The organism is Gracilibacillus sp. JCM 18860 (assembly GCF_055395245.1).
In genome coordinates, this window is record NZ_AP043868.1 from 1,880,001 (window position 1) to 1,896,005 (window position 16,005).

General features: G+C 37.5%; 19 protein-coding genes and 9 tRNA genes (1 of these 28 cut by a window edge). 3 read left to right on the plus strand and 25 right to left on the minus strand.

Annotated features, from left to right (window positions below; genetic code table 11):
* From ACZ5R4_RS09560 to ACZ5R4_RS09605, 10 genes are all read right to left on the minus strand, one after another.
* Positions 1 to 5, minus strand: a tRNA-Pro gene (locus ACZ5R4_RS09560); it reaches 72 nt to the left of the window's first position.
* A gap of 4 nt (positions 6 to 9) precedes the next feature.
* Positions 10 to 86: transfer RNA gene (locus tag ACZ5R4_RS09565), tRNA-Arg, on the minus strand.
* A gap of 69 nt (positions 87 to 155) precedes the next feature.
* A tRNA-Leu gene (locus ACZ5R4_RS09570) sits at positions 156 to 239 on the minus strand.
* Positions 240 to 260: 21 nt separating this feature from the next.
* Positions 261 to 336: transfer RNA gene (locus ACZ5R4_RS09575), tRNA-Lys, on the minus strand.
* A gap of 111 nt (positions 337 to 447) precedes the next feature.
* Positions 448 to 522, minus strand: a tRNA-Gln gene (locus tag ACZ5R4_RS09580).
* A 4-nt stretch (positions 523 to 526) separates the two neighbouring features.
* Positions 527 to 603, minus strand: a tRNA-Asp gene (locus tag ACZ5R4_RS09585).
* Positions 604 to 679: 76 nt separating this feature from the next.
* Positions 680 to 751 (minus strand) — tRNA-Glu (locus tag ACZ5R4_RS09590).
* A gap of 10 nt (positions 752 to 761) precedes the next feature.
* Positions 762 to 852, minus strand: a tRNA-Ser gene (locus tag ACZ5R4_RS09595).
* 1 nt (position 853) lies between these two features.
* Positions 854 to 928, minus strand: a tRNA-Asn gene (locus tag ACZ5R4_RS09600).
* 169 nt (positions 929 to 1,097) lie between these two features.
* Entirely contained in the window at positions 1,098 to 1,553 is a 456-nt protein-coding gene (locus ACZ5R4_RS09605; protein ID WP_054788939.1) for a SprT family protein, read from the minus strand.
* Positions 1,554 to 1,655: 102 nt separating this feature from the next.
* Here ACZ5R4_RS09605 and cmpA point away from each other — a divergent pair, with 102 nt between their 5' ends.
* Positions 1,656 to 1,769 carry a cortex morphogenetic protein CmpA gene (gene cmpA, locus ACZ5R4_RS09610; protein ID WP_109984842.1) on the plus strand — a complete coding sequence of 38 codons (114 nt, stop codon included), beginning with the start codon at positions 1,656 to 1,658 and terminating at the stop codon, positions 1,767 to 1,769.
* 86 nt (positions 1,770 to 1,855) lie between these two features.
* Here cmpA and ACZ5R4_RS09615 read toward each other — a convergent pair whose 3' ends face one another.
* From ACZ5R4_RS09615 to acpS, 15 genes are all read right to left on the minus strand, one after another.
* Positions 1,856 to 4,024 carry a Tex family protein gene (locus ACZ5R4_RS09615; RefSeq protein WP_109984841.1) on the minus strand — a complete coding sequence of 723 codons (2,169 nt, stop codon included), beginning with the start codon at positions 4,022 to 4,024 and terminating at the stop codon, positions 1,856 to 1,858.
* 78 nt (positions 4,025 to 4,102) lie between these two features.
* Positions 4,103 to 4,708 carry a SpoIIE family protein phosphatase gene (locus ACZ5R4_RS09620; protein WP_109984840.1) on the minus strand — a complete coding sequence of 202 codons (606 nt, stop codon included), beginning with the start codon at positions 4,706 to 4,708 and terminating at the stop codon, positions 4,103 to 4,105.
* Positions 4,708 to 5,499 carry an RNA polymerase sigma factor SigB gene (sigB, locus tag ACZ5R4_RS09625; RefSeq protein ID WP_109984839.1) on the minus strand — a complete coding sequence of 264 codons (792 nt, stop codon included), beginning with the start codon at positions 5,497 to 5,499 and terminating at the stop codon, positions 4,708 to 4,710. The genes ACZ5R4_RS09620 and sigB overlap by 1 nt, the downstream gene beginning before the upstream one ends.
* Complete coding sequence (gene rsbW, locus ACZ5R4_RS09630; RefSeq protein ID WP_054788940.1) at positions 5,471 to 5,947, minus strand: anti-sigma B factor RsbW; 477 nt, start codon at positions 5,945 to 5,947, stop codon at positions 5,471 to 5,473. Before rsbW ends, sigB begins: the two co-directional genes overlap by 29 nt.
* 2 nt (positions 5,948 to 5,949) lie before the next feature.
* Positions 5,950 to 6,285, minus strand: coding sequence for an STAS domain-containing protein (locus tag ACZ5R4_RS09635; RefSeq protein ID WP_054788941.1), 336 nt, complete (start codon positions 6,283 to 6,285; stop codon positions 5,950 to 5,952).
* 169 nt (positions 6,286 to 6,454) lie between these two features.
* Positions 6,455 to 7,465: a PP2C family protein-serine/threonine phosphatase gene (locus tag ACZ5R4_RS09640; protein WP_109984838.1), complete on the minus strand. Its 1,011-nt coding sequence runs from the start codon at positions 7,463 to 7,465 to the stop codon at positions 6,455 to 6,457.
* A 134-nt stretch (positions 7,466 to 7,599) separates the two neighbouring features.
* Positions 7,600 to 8,004, minus strand: coding sequence for an anti-sigma regulatory factor (locus tag ACZ5R4_RS09645; protein ID WP_054788943.1), 405 nt, complete (start codon positions 8,002 to 8,004; stop codon positions 7,600 to 7,602).
* 2 nt (positions 8,005 to 8,006) lie between these two features.
* Positions 8,007 to 8,363 (minus strand): STAS domain-containing protein, encoded by a 357-nt coding sequence (locus ACZ5R4_RS09650; protein WP_109984837.1) that lies wholly within the window; start codon positions 8,361 to 8,363, stop codon positions 8,007 to 8,009.
* Between the two features lie 13 nt (positions 8,364 to 8,376).
* Positions 8,377 to 9,243 (minus strand): RsbT co-antagonist protein RsbRA, encoded by an 867-nt coding sequence (locus ACZ5R4_RS09655; RefSeq protein WP_054861506.1) that lies wholly within the window; start codon positions 9,241 to 9,243, stop codon positions 8,377 to 8,379.
* Positions 9,244 to 9,571: 328 nt separating this feature from the next.
* Positions 9,572 to 9,922 carry a type II toxin-antitoxin system PemK/MazF family toxin gene (locus ACZ5R4_RS09660; RefSeq protein ID WP_109984836.1) on the minus strand — a complete coding sequence of 117 codons (351 nt, stop codon included), beginning with the start codon at positions 9,920 to 9,922 and terminating at the stop codon, positions 9,572 to 9,574.
* Positions 9,923 to 9,925: 3 nt separating this feature from the next.
* Positions 9,926 to 10,207, minus strand: coding sequence for a CopG family ribbon-helix-helix protein (locus ACZ5R4_RS09665; RefSeq protein WP_054788944.1), 282 nt, complete (start codon positions 10,205 to 10,207; stop codon positions 9,926 to 9,928).
* A 126-nt stretch (positions 10,208 to 10,333) separates the two neighbouring features.
* Positions 10,334 to 11,449, minus strand: a complete 1,116-nt coding sequence (gene alr / locus ACZ5R4_RS09670; protein WP_054788945.1) for an alanine racemase — start codon at positions 11,447 to 11,449, stop codon at positions 10,334 to 10,336.
* Positions 11,450 to 11,595: 146 nt separating this feature from the next.
* Positions 11,596 to 12,612: a LolA family protein gene (locus tag ACZ5R4_RS09675; RefSeq protein WP_054861504.1), complete on the minus strand. Its 1,017-nt coding sequence runs from the start codon at positions 12,610 to 12,612 to the stop codon at positions 11,596 to 11,598.
* A 54-nt stretch (positions 12,613 to 12,666) separates the two neighbouring features.
* Positions 12,667 to 14,166: an NAD(P)H-hydrate dehydratase gene (locus tag ACZ5R4_RS09680; RefSeq protein ID WP_464368413.1), complete on the minus strand. Its 1,500-nt coding sequence runs from the start codon at positions 14,164 to 14,166 to the stop codon at positions 12,667 to 12,669.
* Between the two features lie 45 nt (positions 14,167 to 14,211).
* Complete coding sequence (acpS, locus tag ACZ5R4_RS09685) at positions 14,212 to 14,580, minus strand: holo-ACP synthase (RefSeq protein WP_054788946.1); 369 nt, start codon at positions 14,578 to 14,580, stop codon at positions 14,212 to 14,214.
* Between the two features lie 150 nt (positions 14,581 to 14,730).
* On the opposite strand from acpS, the gene ACZ5R4_RS09690 reads away from it, so the two are divergent.
* Together ACZ5R4_RS09690 and ACZ5R4_RS09695 are read left to right on the plus strand one after the other, a co-directional pair.
* The gene (locus ACZ5R4_RS09690; RefSeq protein ID WP_464368414.1) at positions 14,731 to 15,495 is read left to right on the plus strand and encodes a rhomboid family intramembrane serine protease; all 765 of its coding nucleotides are present in this window, start codon (positions 14,731 to 14,733) and stop codon (positions 15,493 to 15,495) included.
* Between the two features lie 47 nt (positions 15,496 to 15,542).
* Positions 15,543 to 15,989 (plus strand): hypothetical protein, encoded by a 447-nt coding sequence (locus ACZ5R4_RS09695; protein WP_277678171.1) that lies wholly within the window; start codon positions 15,543 to 15,545, stop codon positions 15,987 to 15,989.
* Positions 15,990 to 16,005 lie beyond the last annotated feature (16 nt).

Consider the following 16,005-nt stretch of genomic DNA (forward strand, 5'->3'; position numbering starts at 1 on the left):
TCCCGGAAATGGCGCGCCCGAGAGGAGTCGAACCCCTAACCTTTTGATCCGTAGTCAAACGCTCTATCCAATTGAGCTACGGGCGCTCAACAAAAGCGACATCTATCATTATATCATAAAGCGAATGACTCTGTCAATGAGATATTAATTTTAAATGCGGTCGAGAGGACTTGAACCTCCACGGGATTACCTCCCACTAGGCCCTCAACCTAGCGCGTCTGCCATTCCGCCACGACCGCATAAACACACAGTATATGAAATGGTGAGCCATGGAGGATTCGAACCTCCGACCCTCTGGTTAAAAGTCAGATGCTCTACCAACTGAGCTAATGGCTCTTCTGATCGCATCTGAACTAAACATTAAATAATAGAATAGCTTGTGAAAAGACGATCAAACTTTGTCGTGCAGTAATATTCTAATAAACGAATAGAAAACAAAAAACAAAATGGCTGGGCTAGCTGGATTCGAACCAGCGCATGACGGTACCAAAAACCGTTGCCTTACCGCTTGGCTATAGCCCAACAATGGCGGTCCGGACGGGACTCGAACCCGCGACCTCCTGCGTGACAGGCAGGCATTCTAACCAACTGAACTACCGGACCAACTCATCTACATATTCTCTTTTAAATGTGATAGAAAAACTTGGCATAGCGCCAAGTATCTAATCAACTAAAGAAATGACCCGTACGGGATTCGAACCCGTGTTACCGCCGTGAAAGGGCGGTGTCTTAACCACTTGACCAACGGGCCAATTAAAAAATGGCGGAGAAGGAGGGATTTGAACCCTCGCGCCGCTTACACGACCTACACCCTTAGCAGGGGCGCCTCTTCAGCCACTTGAGTACTTCTCCATGGCTCCACAGGTAGGATTCGAACCTACGACCGATCGGTTAACAGCCGATTGCTCTACCACTGAGCTACTGTGGAATAATCTTTTTATCAGCGACGTTAAAAATATTACTACAAACAAGAATGTTTGTCAATAGATTTCGCAACTTTTTTAATATGTATACACGAAAAATCACTTCGCTGTATAAGGCTTATATAATTTAACATAGAAAAAGCATATTCGTCAATAGAATGCAGCATATTTCTTCTATTCTATTAATTGTAGCTTACCATGACATTTACCGCAACGATAACGTGAAAGATTGATTTTTCTTTTTCTCGGAAAAGATTGCTGACAATCTTTACATTCGTAATGATATCGATAAGTACTTTCTAAAGATGGCAGTGGTCGACAATGTCTAGGGGAACCTGTTTTCTTCAATAATTCCCTAAAGTCCTTGTCACGATGCTTATAACCTTTACCTTCTATATGAAGGTGATAATGACACAATTCATGTTTTATTATACCGATAAGCTCTTCTTTTTCAAATTCAAGCGCATATTTCGGATTTAACTCAATTCTTCTTTTGCTCGGTATATACCTTCCGCCAGTAGTCCTTAATCTGGGATTATAAGTAACAGTATCTACAAAAGGTTTGTTGAAATACTTTTTGGATAACTGTTCCACCATGGTTACTAGCTCCTGTTCATTTAAAAGATCCATCTGTCCTCACCTTTTCACGATTATGTATCTGCAACTAACAAACATTCACACCTTCAATGGATAAACATAGTATAGTATAAAATAAACCTGGAGGGAGATCCGATGCCTACATGGCTAAAAAAACAATTGACAGGTGCCTTTTTACAAAAGGATAAATATCAAATACGCTTGCTTAATCAATGTTGGTTTTTCTATTGTACACGAGAAAATGATTAAGGCTTTTCACTACATATTTTGGTAAAGCGAAAAGCCTTATTTGTCATTCATAAGCGGGGAAGTTAAAATCCCCACTAAAGGTCATTTCATTTTATCATCGTCAAGGCAATTCTTTGCTTATGTTGATCAACACTATCCACCCATACGGTGACCACATCTCCGACAGATACTAAATCCATAGGATGCTTCACATATTGATTAGACATTTTTGAAATATGAACAAGCCCGTCCTGTTTGACGCCGATATCGACAAATACACCAAAGTCAACTACATTTCGCACCGTACCTTGCAATTCCATTCCTTCTGTTAGATCCTCCATGGATAATACACTTTTCTTCAATAGTGGTTGTGGCAAATCATCACGTGGATCTCGATTAGGACTAATTAAAGCTTTTACCATGTCATCTAATGTAGGTAAACCTATTCCTAGCTTTTCTGCCATTCGCTTCTTATCTATATGATTCAACTCTGTCTTTAACGGAGCAGTTCCAAGGTCTTCAGTAGATAAATTTAATTCTGTTAACAACTGCTTAGCTGCCAGGTAACTCTCGGGGTGAATTGGTGTTCTATCTAATGGTTCATCCCCTTCTATCACACGCAAAAACCCAATACTTTGCTCATAGGTTTTATTACCAAGTCTTGGTATATCCTTCAATGTTTTTCGGTTCTTAAACTTACCATTCTCATTGCGATATTTTACGATATTGTTCGCTACGGTCTTATTTAATCCCGATACATGTTGCAATAAGGAGGAGGAAGCAGTATTAACATTCACTCCAACCTGGTTCACTGCCGTTTCTACAACAAATACCAAGGATTCATTTAATTGTTTCTGACTAACATCATGTTGATACTGCCCAACACCGATCGATTTCGGATCGATTTTTACGAGCTCTGCTAATGGATCTTGAACCCTTCTAGCAATCGAAACAGCACTTCGTTCCTCTACTTGTAAATCAGGAAACTCCTCTCTTGCTAGCTTCGAAGCAGAGTAAACACTCGCTCCTGCTTCATTAACGATTATATAAGCAATATTTAATTCATTCTTTTTAATCGTATCAGCAATGAATTGTTCTGTTTCTCTTGATGCCGTACCATTCCCAATAGCAATGAGCTCAACAGGAAATTCCGCTAACAGCTTTCGCACCTTTTTCTCCGCACCTATTACATCATTTCTAGGAGCTGTTGGGTACATCACATCTATTGCTTTCACTTGGCCCGTTTCATCAATAACAGCAAGCTTACAGCCCGTTCGAAATGCTGGATCCACTCCTAAAACATATTTCCCTTTAAGTGGCGGCTGTAGCAGTAAATTTTTAAGATTTTTAGAAAATATCTCAATTGCCTGAGCTTCCGCTTTTTCTGTAAGAGTTGATCGAATCTCTCTCTCAACAGATGGTTGAATCAGCCGACTATAACTATCTTCGATGGTCTGCTGCAAAAGCTCTTTTACAAGCGAGGTGGCATTTTTCTTAATTACTTGGTTCTCTAAATATGAAATAATTGCTTCGATTGGTGTTTCCACTGATATCTTAAGTATTTTCTCCTTTTCACCACGGTTTAATGCTAGAATCCGGTGAGAAACAATCGATCGAATTGCTTCACTGTACTCATAGTACATTTCATATACTTTCTTCTCATCTAATTCTGCTTTTTTCACAGATGATTGAATTAATCCTTTTTGAGAAATTTGCTGTCTAATCATTTCTCGATAGGTAGGCTCATCTGCTATCCACTCAGCAATAATGTCCTTCACTCCTGATAGGACATCCTCCGTTGTATGTAATTCATGTTCCTCTGATAGATAGTCTCCTGCTATTGTTTCTATAGAAGAGATATTCTGCTGTTGATAGATTTCTTTTGCTAGTGGCTCTAATCCTTTCTCTTTTGCAATCGTAGCTCTTGTTCTTCTCTTTTGCTTATAAGGTCTATATAAATCCTCTACTTTTTGTAATTGCGTAGCCTTCTCAATATCCGCTTTTAGTTCTGTGGTCATTTTTCCTTGCTCTTCAATAAGGCGTATGACTTCTTGCTTTCTATCAGATAGGGCCTTTGCGTAATTCCATGCCTCTTGTATATCCTTTATTTGAACTTCATCTAATGAACCTGTTTGCTCCTTTCGATATCTTGCGATGAAAGGAACTGTATTACCTTCTTCTAATAATGCAATAACACTGGTAATCGACTTCGTTCCAAGCTTCGTCTTATCCGCTACCGTTTGAACTAATAATTGTTTCGACTCTTTATCCGACACACTATTTCCTCCTTCGTACTCATCCTTATCATTTTATCAAAACAATGCGCATTCGTAAAAAGAACCCCTTGAATTGAATCAAGAGGTCCCAGCTACAAATTTCATTGCTATTAAGGTTGTATCATCATTTAATTTATTCTGGTATAAATAGGCAAAAGTATCTGTGATGTGGTTTACTTCTTTATGTAAAAAGTAGGAATTGGAAATTTCTTTAGACGTTACTCCATCTGAGAACATCACAAAAATCATTCCATCCTCCACTCGATCCTTGACTATCTTAACCGGACGTTCATATCCGCTTAAATATCCTGCTTGTGGAATGGTTCTTTTTTTGATCGAATCAGCAGTAATTGTCATCAAACCTATATTCCCAATCGAGGTGTAGGCATACTCCTGTGTTTCTAAATCAATTTGTAGAATTCCTAACACTACACCACGCTTCCCAAATAAGCTTTCGTTACACTTTTTCATTATTAATTTTAAAGGAAGGGTACTATACTCTCTAATAATATCTACTACAAGCTGGGAAGATTCATTAGCATATTTACCACTTCCAAGCCCATCCGCCAATGCACAAATAAAGGTTCCATCTACTTCTTTATAGAAATAACTATCACCACAATAATAGTTATCATCTTTTGCTTTTTGAAAAACCGAAACTTCTACTTGTTGACTTTTTTGCATTAGCGAATGGCCTCCAGATTCTCTGCATGCAACGCTTCTCTTAGTTTCTTAAGCGCATTTCTTTGGATTCTTGATACATGCATTTGGGAAATACCTAATAATTCACCAGTTTCTTTTTGACTTCTGTTCTCGAAATAGGTATGCCGTAATATTTGTTGCTCTCTTTCACTCAGTATTGGCAAAATCTTTTCCAGTAATAGTTCTCGATCAATGTCCTCATAGCCTTTATCACTTTTTCCGATGATATCTAGTATTGAAACCTCACTACCATCTGAATCTGCTTCAATTTTTCTATCAACAGAAAGGGCATTATAGCTTTGCCCCATCTCCATGGTTTCTAGGATTTCTTCTTCGGAAACTTCTAGATAATTGGCAATTTCTTTAATAGATGGAGATTTTTGATTCTCTTGTGTTAACCGATCTATGGCATTTTTGATTTTAGGTCCAAGTTCTTTAATTCTTCGAGGAACATGAACACTCCATGTTTTATCACGAATAAATCGTTTGATTTCACCAATGATCGTGGGAATAGCAAAAGATTCAAAGGATTTACCAATGTCAGGATCATATCTTCTGATCGCTGCTAGCAAACCGAGCATGCCTACCTGTTCTAGATCCTCGTATATCATACTGTTTTTAGCATATTTCCTTGCTAAGGATTTTACAAGTTTTTGATAGGTCATAACGATTTTTTCCTGGGTATCTTTATCATCAGGATTTTGTTGAAAAGTTCTTATCCACTGGTAAATCTCATCCTCACGATTACTGTGTGGTTGAGATTTGGTCGTCATTGATATCCACCTCATTTTCGCGGAGGTATTTTGTCATTAGGACGATTACGCCATAATCATTCTTAATTTCGACTTTATCCATTAATGCTTCGATCAGAAAAAGTCCAAACCCTCCTTCTCGCAAATCTTCTATCGATTGATTATTCTGATATGGACCTATATCTGCCTTGATTTTATTTAAATCAAAGCTTCCACCTCGATCTGCGACCATGACCTCGAGACGATCTGGATATAATCCGAAGCCAACAGTAACCTCTCCACCATCTTTTTCATCATAGGCATGAGTCGTAGCATTAGACATAGCCTCCGAAATGGCTACTTTTAAGTCTTCTATTTCCTCATAGCTAAATCCCATACGATTTGCTATTCCAGATGTACTTAGTCTGACGACACCTACATATTCTGCTTTTGCTGGCACTTTCATTTCAATGAAGTCAAAGGATTCCATTTTTAATTCCCACCTTGTACAGTTGAATCGATATTAATGATACTATTTAAGCCTGTTATTTCAAACAATCGTTCGACACGGTCTTGTAGCGATACGAGTCGTAATTCACTGTTATGTTCCTTTGTTGCTTTTAGCGCACTAATAAAAACACCTAATCCAGTACTATCCATATAAGACACATTTTCTAAATCAACGATGACAAGCTCCCCATCTTTTTTCACTAACGGTAGTAAAGCTTCTTTCAGTTTAGGTGCTGTGTATGCATCAATCTCACCAGTTAATTTCAAAATCTGCTTCGTACCTTCGACATTTCCCAGAATGTTAATATTTAAATCCACCGTGCTATTCCTCCTTAAAAAACCTATCCCTGTTATGGAAATTATACTGGCATCAGCCCTTTGCTAATACCAGTAATAAACGAATATAAGTAAGTGTAAATAAAGTGAATGAAAACGATCTATATGAATACAGGGGGTATGCTACAGATTTACCCTCATTCACTTATCGTTAAACCTCTTTTTTCAAAAATATTAAGGTGAAGTCATCCCTTAGGTGAAAATCCTGGATTCTCTCAAAATACTTGAACACTTTTTCGACAGCCTCTTGTGCAGGTAGGTGGATATATTGACGAATAACATGGAGCACTTCTTCACTTTCAATAAAACGTTCTCCAATTCTACACTCTGTAACTCCATCTGTTAGAAGAATAACAATATCATCTTTTTCTAGCTTTAGCTCGAATTGTTCATAAATAGCGTCAGGTGTTACTCCTAATACTAAGCCTTTTGCTTTTATTTCAATAAATTTGTCTTCTTTCGCACAGTAATAGAAGCCAGGTTCATGACCTGCTGAGGCATATTGTAACACACTGTTTTTCGAATCGAAAAATCCATAAAACATCGTAATAAACATATTGGTATCGACATTTCTTTCTACTACCCTGTTTAAGTTCTCTAAGATTACGCTCGGGCTAAGCTGGGATTCAGGAAAGCTATCTAACGCATATTTAATCATGGACATCGCTAACGCTGCTGGAATGCCTTTCCCAATCACATCAGCTATGGCAATCCCAAGATTATTTGATTCATCCTTCACAAAGTGATGATAATCCCCATTCATTCTGTTAGCCGGGACACTAATTGCTCCTATATCTAAACCAGAAATTTCTGGCTTTGTTGTCGATAGTAATGTTTGTTGCATACTTGCAGCAACAGAAATTTCTGACTCTAATTCTCCTTGCTTTTCTCTTAATGTTTGAAATTCTTGGTATGCTAAACCATACGAAATCATTGTCTCTAATAAGAAGTTTAGAGATGCACATATTTCTTTGGGAAGATCCGGATACAATTCCTTCAATGCTTGGATGTGGATGTTAATAAACTCTTCTGGCAAAATGTTATTCTGCATTGATAATTTGGTAAATTGCTCTGCTTGGTATAACGCACTTTCATCTTGTTTAAGAATATAACGATCTAATAAATCACGGTAATTATTAAAATCGAATTTATTTAGCTCCACTGAATTACCTCCTAATTATGACTTTAACATTTCCATACATCATATAATTCAGGCGATTAATTTTAGGAAGCAATATGTATAAACAAGGCTGTTCTCCTATTTTGAAATCGAAATCTATTTAAAGCAGCCTTCCATTATGATCTTACCCATTTGATCGCACTAATTGTCGTTCCTTTTTCTTTGTCAGAAAGGATATCAAATTCATCCATTAATCTTTTCACACCTGGCAAACCAGCTCCCAGACCACCTGATGTTGAGTAACCATCCTCCATCACTTTACTAATATCTGCTATTCCGGGTCCTTCATCTTGCGCGATAATCTTTAGGCCTTTTTTATTTAAATCATTGATCACTTCAACATGAATTCTACCTCTTTGAGCGTATAGATAGATGTTTCGTGCTAGTTCTGAAATCGCAGTGGCAATCCGTGCTTGATCGACGCTACCAAATCCCAATTCTTTCGCTTTTTCACGTCCCATTTGTCTTGCCCCGACAATATCCCATTCTTTATTAATTTGCACAGAGGATTGAGCCTTCATAATCACTCCTCCAATTCCTGGCGAAGTTTAATCAACCCTTGCTCTAAATCAAGTGCTGTTGGTACATTTTGTAGATGAATTCCTAAATCAATTAATGTCATCGCAACAGCAGGCTGAATTCCTGTTAAGACGACTTTTGCCCCCATTAAATCTGACATAGATACGACATCACCGAGTACCTTTGCTATAAAGGAATCAATAATATCTACAGAAGTAAGATCGATAACAACTCCTGTTGCACCACTTTTGTGGATTTTGCTCAATAAATCTTCCTGAAACTCAATTGCTGTTTGATCGTCTAAATCTACTTGAATGGATACCAACAAGTAATTGTGAAGTTTTAGAATTGGTATTCTCATTCCTAGCACCCCCTTATTTTAACGAATCTAGTAGATTACTAATATCTTGATCCTTATCATCAGACAAGCTAACAATATCACGATTAGTCAACTTCAATGCTGTGTTAAATCCTTTACGCAAGGAACTTTTTGTAGGGAATTTGCTTAAATCAATACCTAAATTGACAATCGTTTGTGCAATTTCTGGTCGAATACCAACTAATATACAAGTTGCTCCGATTAAACGAACAGCTTCAGCTGCTTGTATGATGTGGTGTGCTACCATTGTATCTACTACTGGTACACCGGTTATATCAATAAGTACCACTTCTGCATTATTTTTAATCACACCATCTAATAAGTTTTCCATGATGAGCTTGGCTCTTTCAGTATCAATCGTACCGATAAGTGGCATGATCGTTATATTTTCCATTACAGGAATTAATGGTGCTGATAATTCTTGTAAAGCTAATCGTTGAAGAGAAACAGTATGTTCCCAGCTACCAGAGTATTCACGAACTAGTTGTTTGATAATTGGCTCTACCCAATCATCGACAACATTTAATATTCTTGACAAATAGTCAGAATCAACTTTTTCAGACTGATTCAGAATGAAATCAATAGTTACACGGCGAAATGTCTGTAAACCATCTGTTATATAGCTAAGTGGCCACCCTAAATTAATTAATCGATCAGAGAATTCTGTTAATACCTTAAGGTTTTGCTGCTTATTAATACTCGCAAAAATAACATTGACAAATTCTCGGTTTGTCGATTCATAGAGTTCTTCGGATATAGTAGAGGTATAATCCTCATTCTTTTTTTTCGCCACTTCCTCTAGCCATTTCTTTGAGATTTCATCACTATTTTCAATCACAATTCTGCGCATGGTTTCAGGCATACTTACCCCTCCGATATTATTTTTAGAAAAACTCGCATTAGCTCTTCTTATGTACTTAGGACTTCAAAATTTTCACTAATCCATGTGAAAATTTTATATTTTCCTAACATGTAAAAAATAAGTATTATCATAATTCTACATGATAATACTTATTTTTACGATTATTTTCTATTGTTTATGACTTATTTGACAAAATTTGCAATATGACAATAGGTCATGAGATATAAAAACACCCATTGCCTCCACATTAGACAGGGTGCTTTTTCCTTGAGGATCTATTCTTGGGTTTCTCCCATTAAATATCTGTCATTAAATTGGAGTAAAGGCGCTAAAAATCAGTTAAGCCTAAACTAATTTCTAATCCTTTATTAATTCGCTCCATCATATAGCCATCTAGATGAGTAATCTTGTCTGTTAATCTTTGTTTGTCTATTGTGCGAATCTGCTCTAATAAAATAACAGAGTTCCGTTCAAATCCATATTTTTTGGCATCAATTTCGACATGTGTTGGCAACTTAGCTTTTTGAATTTGTGCAGTGATCGCCGCTACAATAACGGTGGGGCTAAAGCGGTTCCCAATATCATTTTGGAGAACAAGTACTGGTCTAACCCCTCCCTGCTCAGAGCCAACTACAGGAGAAAGATCGGCGAAGTAAACATCGCCCCTTTTTACAATCAAAACCTACACCCCGCTCACTAAGCGACCAAGGGTATTTTCAGCCTCCTCTTCAGCTTGAAAAGCTTCTGAAGCAATGTTTAAGTTGATATTTGCCATTTCGAGATATCCTCTTTGCATGGATTCCTGAATATGACGTTTCTTCTTCTCACGCAAATATGTTTTTGTTGCTTGACAAATAAAATCACTTAAATTACTATCCTCATTCTTCATCAAGCCATCCACCTCATTCAGTAGGTTTTTTGGTAATCTCACCGCAACTTCTTGTAAGTCTTCAGACAAAACCATACACCTCCACCAACATTGACAAGCCTAAAATAATTATCCACTAATATCATACCATTCTCTAACATGCTTGCAAAGGGGTTTTAACGATTTTTTGAATTTTTCCTGTCCTTATAAATTATGTCACAATTAGTCAACATATATACGGGGAACCCTTGAACTAATCATGCAAGCAATCTCATAATTAATGGTTTCTAGCTTTTCTGCGAGCTCATCCATTTCAATTTCTTCTTGATCTTGCTTACCTATTACGGTAACTAAATCTCCTACTTTCGCTTGTTCTGTTAATCTTATCATAAATTGATCCATACAAATTCGACCAACTATTTCACATCTCTTGCCATTGACTAATACTTCTGAGCCTTGCAATCCTCTCCTGATCCCATCTGCATATCCTAATGGGACAGTACCAATCCATTCCTCGGTCTGCGCGGTATAGGTCGCTCCATAGCTAATTGTTGTACCAGGCTCCACCTTTTTAACATGGATCAATCTACTCTGCAATGATAGGGCTGGCTTTAAGTCTATTGGTTGTTCTAACTTAACGGTTGGCGAAGGGTAAAGTCCGTACATACTAATTCCAAATCGAACGAAATCAAACATTTTATCTGGAAATCGCATACTAGCAGCACTGTTACCCGTATGGAATAATACTTTTTCGTGCCAGTTTTTCTCAAAAGCCTCTCGAAGCCTTTGAAAATGGACTAACTGTGATTCAAAATGTCCGAGGTTTTCTTCGTCTGCAGTGGCAAAGTGAGTGAAAATTCCTTCTAAATAAAAAGCTTTATGTTTTAATAATTTCAAATTGTCTAAAAGCTCGGTTGTACTTCTTATCCCAATTCTCCCCATGCCTGTATCCCATTTCAAATGGACGGTAACCGGCTTTTCGAGCTCAAGCTGCCGGACCTCCTCTAACCATTCTTTTTGATAACACGTCAAGGTAATCTCATACTTTACTGCAACAGGGACATCGGCTGGGCGAACCCTTCCCATTACTAAAATCGGAACATGGATTCCTGCCTCCCTTAGCTTAATAGCCTCATCTAACAAAGCTACCGCAAGTCGTTTTGCGCCAGCATCGATCGCTGTTCTCGCTACTTCGATATCACCATGTCCATAACCATTTGCCTTGACCACTGCATATATATTGGTTTCTTTTCGCAGTCTTTTCGTCAACTGCTTTATATTATAATCAATATGCGCTAATTTTATTTCTACCCATGAATCCCGATAAAATTCTTTCATTATGTCCTTAATCTCCTCAGTGAACTACTTATCTTTTGAATGACTACACTTCATTATAACTTATAAACATTGGTGGAACAAAGACTGTGTATTTCTTGAGAACAAACAAAAAAAGCCCTAGCCTATTAGCTAAAGCTTTTTCTCTATTATTTTTCTGCTGTTTGGTGTATCGAAGTTGCGACATCAATCATTTCTTGCTTCGTTAAATCTTCACTTGCCAAATAATAATTAATTCCATTATATTGCCATTCTAACGTTGTTTCAGACATGGCTCCCATCGTAAAGCCTAGATCAACTGGATCACCGTTCACTAGCTCTGGAGATTGGGCACTAGTTGGATAGCTTGTCACCATTTCCTGAATAATCGTGAAATTTCTCTCTCCTTCATAGGACAGCATCACTCGATCACCATTCTCTGTTTCCATCCTATTCTCTTCGACTAGCTCTGCACCTAACTGTTCCGCTGGATAAAAAATCTGTAACTCACTAGGTAAGTCCTCTTGTGCCATTGTTGGCACACCAAAAATACTGCTTGTCATATTTTTTTCCATGTTAAAAGTATCTTCAGGTAGCTCTGGATCGAATTCAAAGGAGGTAAATTCTACTTCCACCATTGATTTTTTATCATTATCTAGTACTTTAACAAGGACTGGTGCATAAGTCTTTTTATCGAAATAAATCGTTTGGTATGGTAAGTTACTATTACTTTCATAGTTTGTCCGTGTTTCAAAAACAAAATAATCATCCGTTGAGGTAAAGGTTGCTTCACTGTCATCCTTAATGTCTTGGATTAATGACTGGTATAAGTATGGCTGGCTCTTATTATCTGGCCACTCACTTTGGAACTTAAAGCTTTTATTTAATGCTGGTGTGAGTACAAATACTCCTTCTTTATTTCGAAGAATAATTTGACTACTCTCCTCGTCTTGCTCATTTTTCAACAAAACACGGTAAAAGTCCTTTTTCTTATGTGTTACTTCAATACGATAAGCCTGGTCCTCGTTACCGGTTTGTAATGTCATTAATGCTTGTGTTTGATAAGCATTCATCTTATCAGCAGTGCTTTCAAGCTTTTCTAAAACATCGTCCTTTGACTTTTCCCCACATGCAGCTAAAAACACAACAAACAAAACACTCATAAAAAAGATGATATATTTCTTCATCGCGACAACTCTCCTTTGTCTCAAATAAGAGGACAAAGGGAACACGATTACGCGCTAGGACATTGTACGAAAAACATTTGTAAGACCATCAATCACATCAGAAGCAAGCAGGTCAATTACCGTATTTTGTCCACTTTCTATACGCAAATCAGCCGACATACCATGAATAAAACAAGCATTATTCATCGCCTCTAACACAGATTCATGCTGCATAATGAAGGCTAAAAGGATTCCGGATAAAACATCTCCAGTTCCCCCTTTGGCAAGACCGGCATTGCCCGTGGCATTTACCATTTGCGTGCCATCTGGAGCTGTTATAATCGTATATTTGCCTTTTAGAATTAGATAAACTTGATGCTCCTGTGCAAACTCTTTTGCCATAGTAAACGGGGCTTTTTTAATTGTCTCTATCTCTTGATTTGTCAGCATTGCCATTTCACCATAATGTGGTGTTAAGATGGTAGGAGATCTTCGCTCTTGTAGCATACCCAGAAGCTCTTTCAGATGGTATAATCCATCGGCATCGATAATGACTGGTACATCTTCCTGTGCCAACACATCTTCTACGAAGGTTTTGGCAGTACGATTCCTACCCATTCCCATCCCTATTGCTACACCATCAAAACCAGCTAAATCTATATGACCGATATTGCTTAGGTTCTGGTACATAGCTTCCATGCAGTAATTAGCGATAACTGGAATATTCCGTTCCATTGTAGCAACCGTTACTAAACCTGCACCTGCTTTTAGGGCAGCCCGTGAACTAAGTGCAACGGAGCCTGGCATTAGCTCTTGTCCACCAATAACTAGTCCTTTTCCATGAGATCCTTTATGAGAGAAAGTTGCTCTCTTTGGAAAGGATACTTTAACATCCTTTAAATTCCAGCTTCTCACTTTTGGTATCATCCCATACGCCTCAATCGGAATTCCGATAGGGATTACCTTCCATTCTCCGTAGTAAGGAGCTGTATTCTCCAAGAATAAGGATTGCTTTGGTGCTTCTACAATATAGGTTCTATCTGCTTTTATCGCGATATCGATGGTATGATTCTCATTGGCAGGTAATCCGCTTGGAATGTCAACAGAGTAGATACGTGCATTTTGTTCATTTATAATAGAAATCATCCCTCTTAATGGTTCACGAATCTCTCCGGTTACACCAATACCTAAGATCGCATCAATCACGATATCGACATTCACTAAGCATTCCAGTAACTTATCGGTAGTTAACACCTCTTGGATAGGAACTTTTTGGTGAATCAATAGCTGTTTATGGTATGCGGCATCACCTTTTATTTTTTCATTTGGGACTAATTGCAAAACCTTCACTGGATAGCCTTCATTTTTTAAATATCTAGCTATAACGAAGCCATCTCCACCATTGTTTCCACTGCCTACTAAAATAGCCATATGACAACTCTTTTCTTCAGCGACCATCATTTCCTTAGCAATTGCCTGACCTGCGTTCTCCATTAAAATCGTTCCATCTATTCCCCCCTGGTCGATAGCAAATCGATCGATTTCGTACATGTCCTCCGCGGTTACGATGTACATCTTGTTCCCTCCTACCCGCATTAAAATAGTATGAGACAACCTCTCTTAATATGCCGAATCTGCTTCAATTATTACTTGTGCAGTTGCATAAGCCTTACTATGAGAGATCGAAACAAAGATTTTATCTTTTTCAGTAATATTAGAATAGAAAATAGGCGCACCTTCTAAATTTGTTAATATTTCTATGTCTTGAAAACTTACCTTTCCTATCCCTGTTCCAATTGCTTTGGAGAATGCCTCCTTTGCTGCAAATCTACCTGCTAAAAATTCTATTTTCCTTTTATCAGAGCTTAGATTTTCGTATAGGTCCCGTTCCTTCTTTGTTAAAATTCTACTAATGAATCTCGGTTGCTTTGTTGCCATTTCTCTAATACGGTCTAGTTCCACTATATCGATACCAATCCCTTTTATCATCTTCGTCTTCAACCTCTTTTTAGTCTTTTTTTTAGTATAGCCTACTACTACCCTATTTTTAAAGAAGAAGCTAATGGTCATATATCTAACTATATATAGTAAGGGATTTATGCTAAAATATAGGCATCAATTTTTCAGAGGAAGTGTGAGATGTTTTTACGAACAGAAAGCTTTAAAGATTTTCTTTCTTTTTACCCCGTGACCGCTTGTATTGTTGGACTGCAAATTGGTATTTGGCTCATCAACTGGATCATCCCACCTCTCGGTCAAATGATCATTGATTTTGGCATTGGTTTTCATTATGCTATCAGTATGGGAGAGTATTGGCGTTTCGTTACACCAATTTTCTTACACGGTGGTGTCGGACACATTTTATTTAATTCCTTTGCACTTGTTATCTTTGCTCCAGCACTTGAACAAATGCTCGGTAAAGGGAAATTTATCTTCACCTATTTTTTTGCTGGTATTGTGGCAAATATTCTAACATTTGTCGTAGAACCTAGTCTTGGTTATACCCATCTTGGAGCATCTGGTGCGATTTATGGATTATTAGGACTCTATTTATTCATGGTGTTTTTTGAAAAAAGATTAATTGATCCTAATAATGCAAGGTTAATATTAATTGTTTCTATACTTGGACTAATCATGACGTTTATAAGAGCAAATATAAATGTCGAGGCACATATATTCGGCTTTATTGCTGGGTTTGCTTTAGGTCCAATCATCTTAAAAAATGTTCAGCCTTTTTCACCATGGAAAAATACAAGAAGAGTGAGTCACGGAAATGATGATATCGGCTTCGATCCTAATCGATGGAATAAAAAGAGATATAAATGGAAGCCATACCTAAAACCTATTATTACAGCAATTTTGATTATACTTGTTCTATTAGGTTTACTATCTTCCATCTTATAAAATGCCCTTCATCGCTGTGAAAAAGATAGAGAAAAGGGAGTGGGAAAATGACAGCAGCATGGCTATTTACTTCTGCAGCAATTATTGCAGGTCTTGGTATTTTATTTGCATTCAAACGATTACTAAGAGGGTTATCTTATCGAATGGAGCGGAAGGAATTTAATCAACAAGGATTACAAAAGGATCAAACAAGATACTTTATCCAAGTGGCACTATTTGAAGCAATACCGATTTTCTTACTTGTGCTCGGGTTTATGTTTATGAAGGATAATGAAGCAAGCCTCGTTTCTTTAAGCATTCCATTGATTGTGATACTTGGAATTATTTTGATTTGTATCAGTCAGATTTGGTCATCGAAACAAGAAGTATTGTCTCATCCTGATATTGGAAAGTCAGAGAAAAGCTACATCAATACAATTGTGTTAATCGGTTTTTCCACGATATTATGTATCCCCGTTATTTCCATTGTCGGAATTATCCTCTTGATCAATTAGAAAAAACTGCATCCCT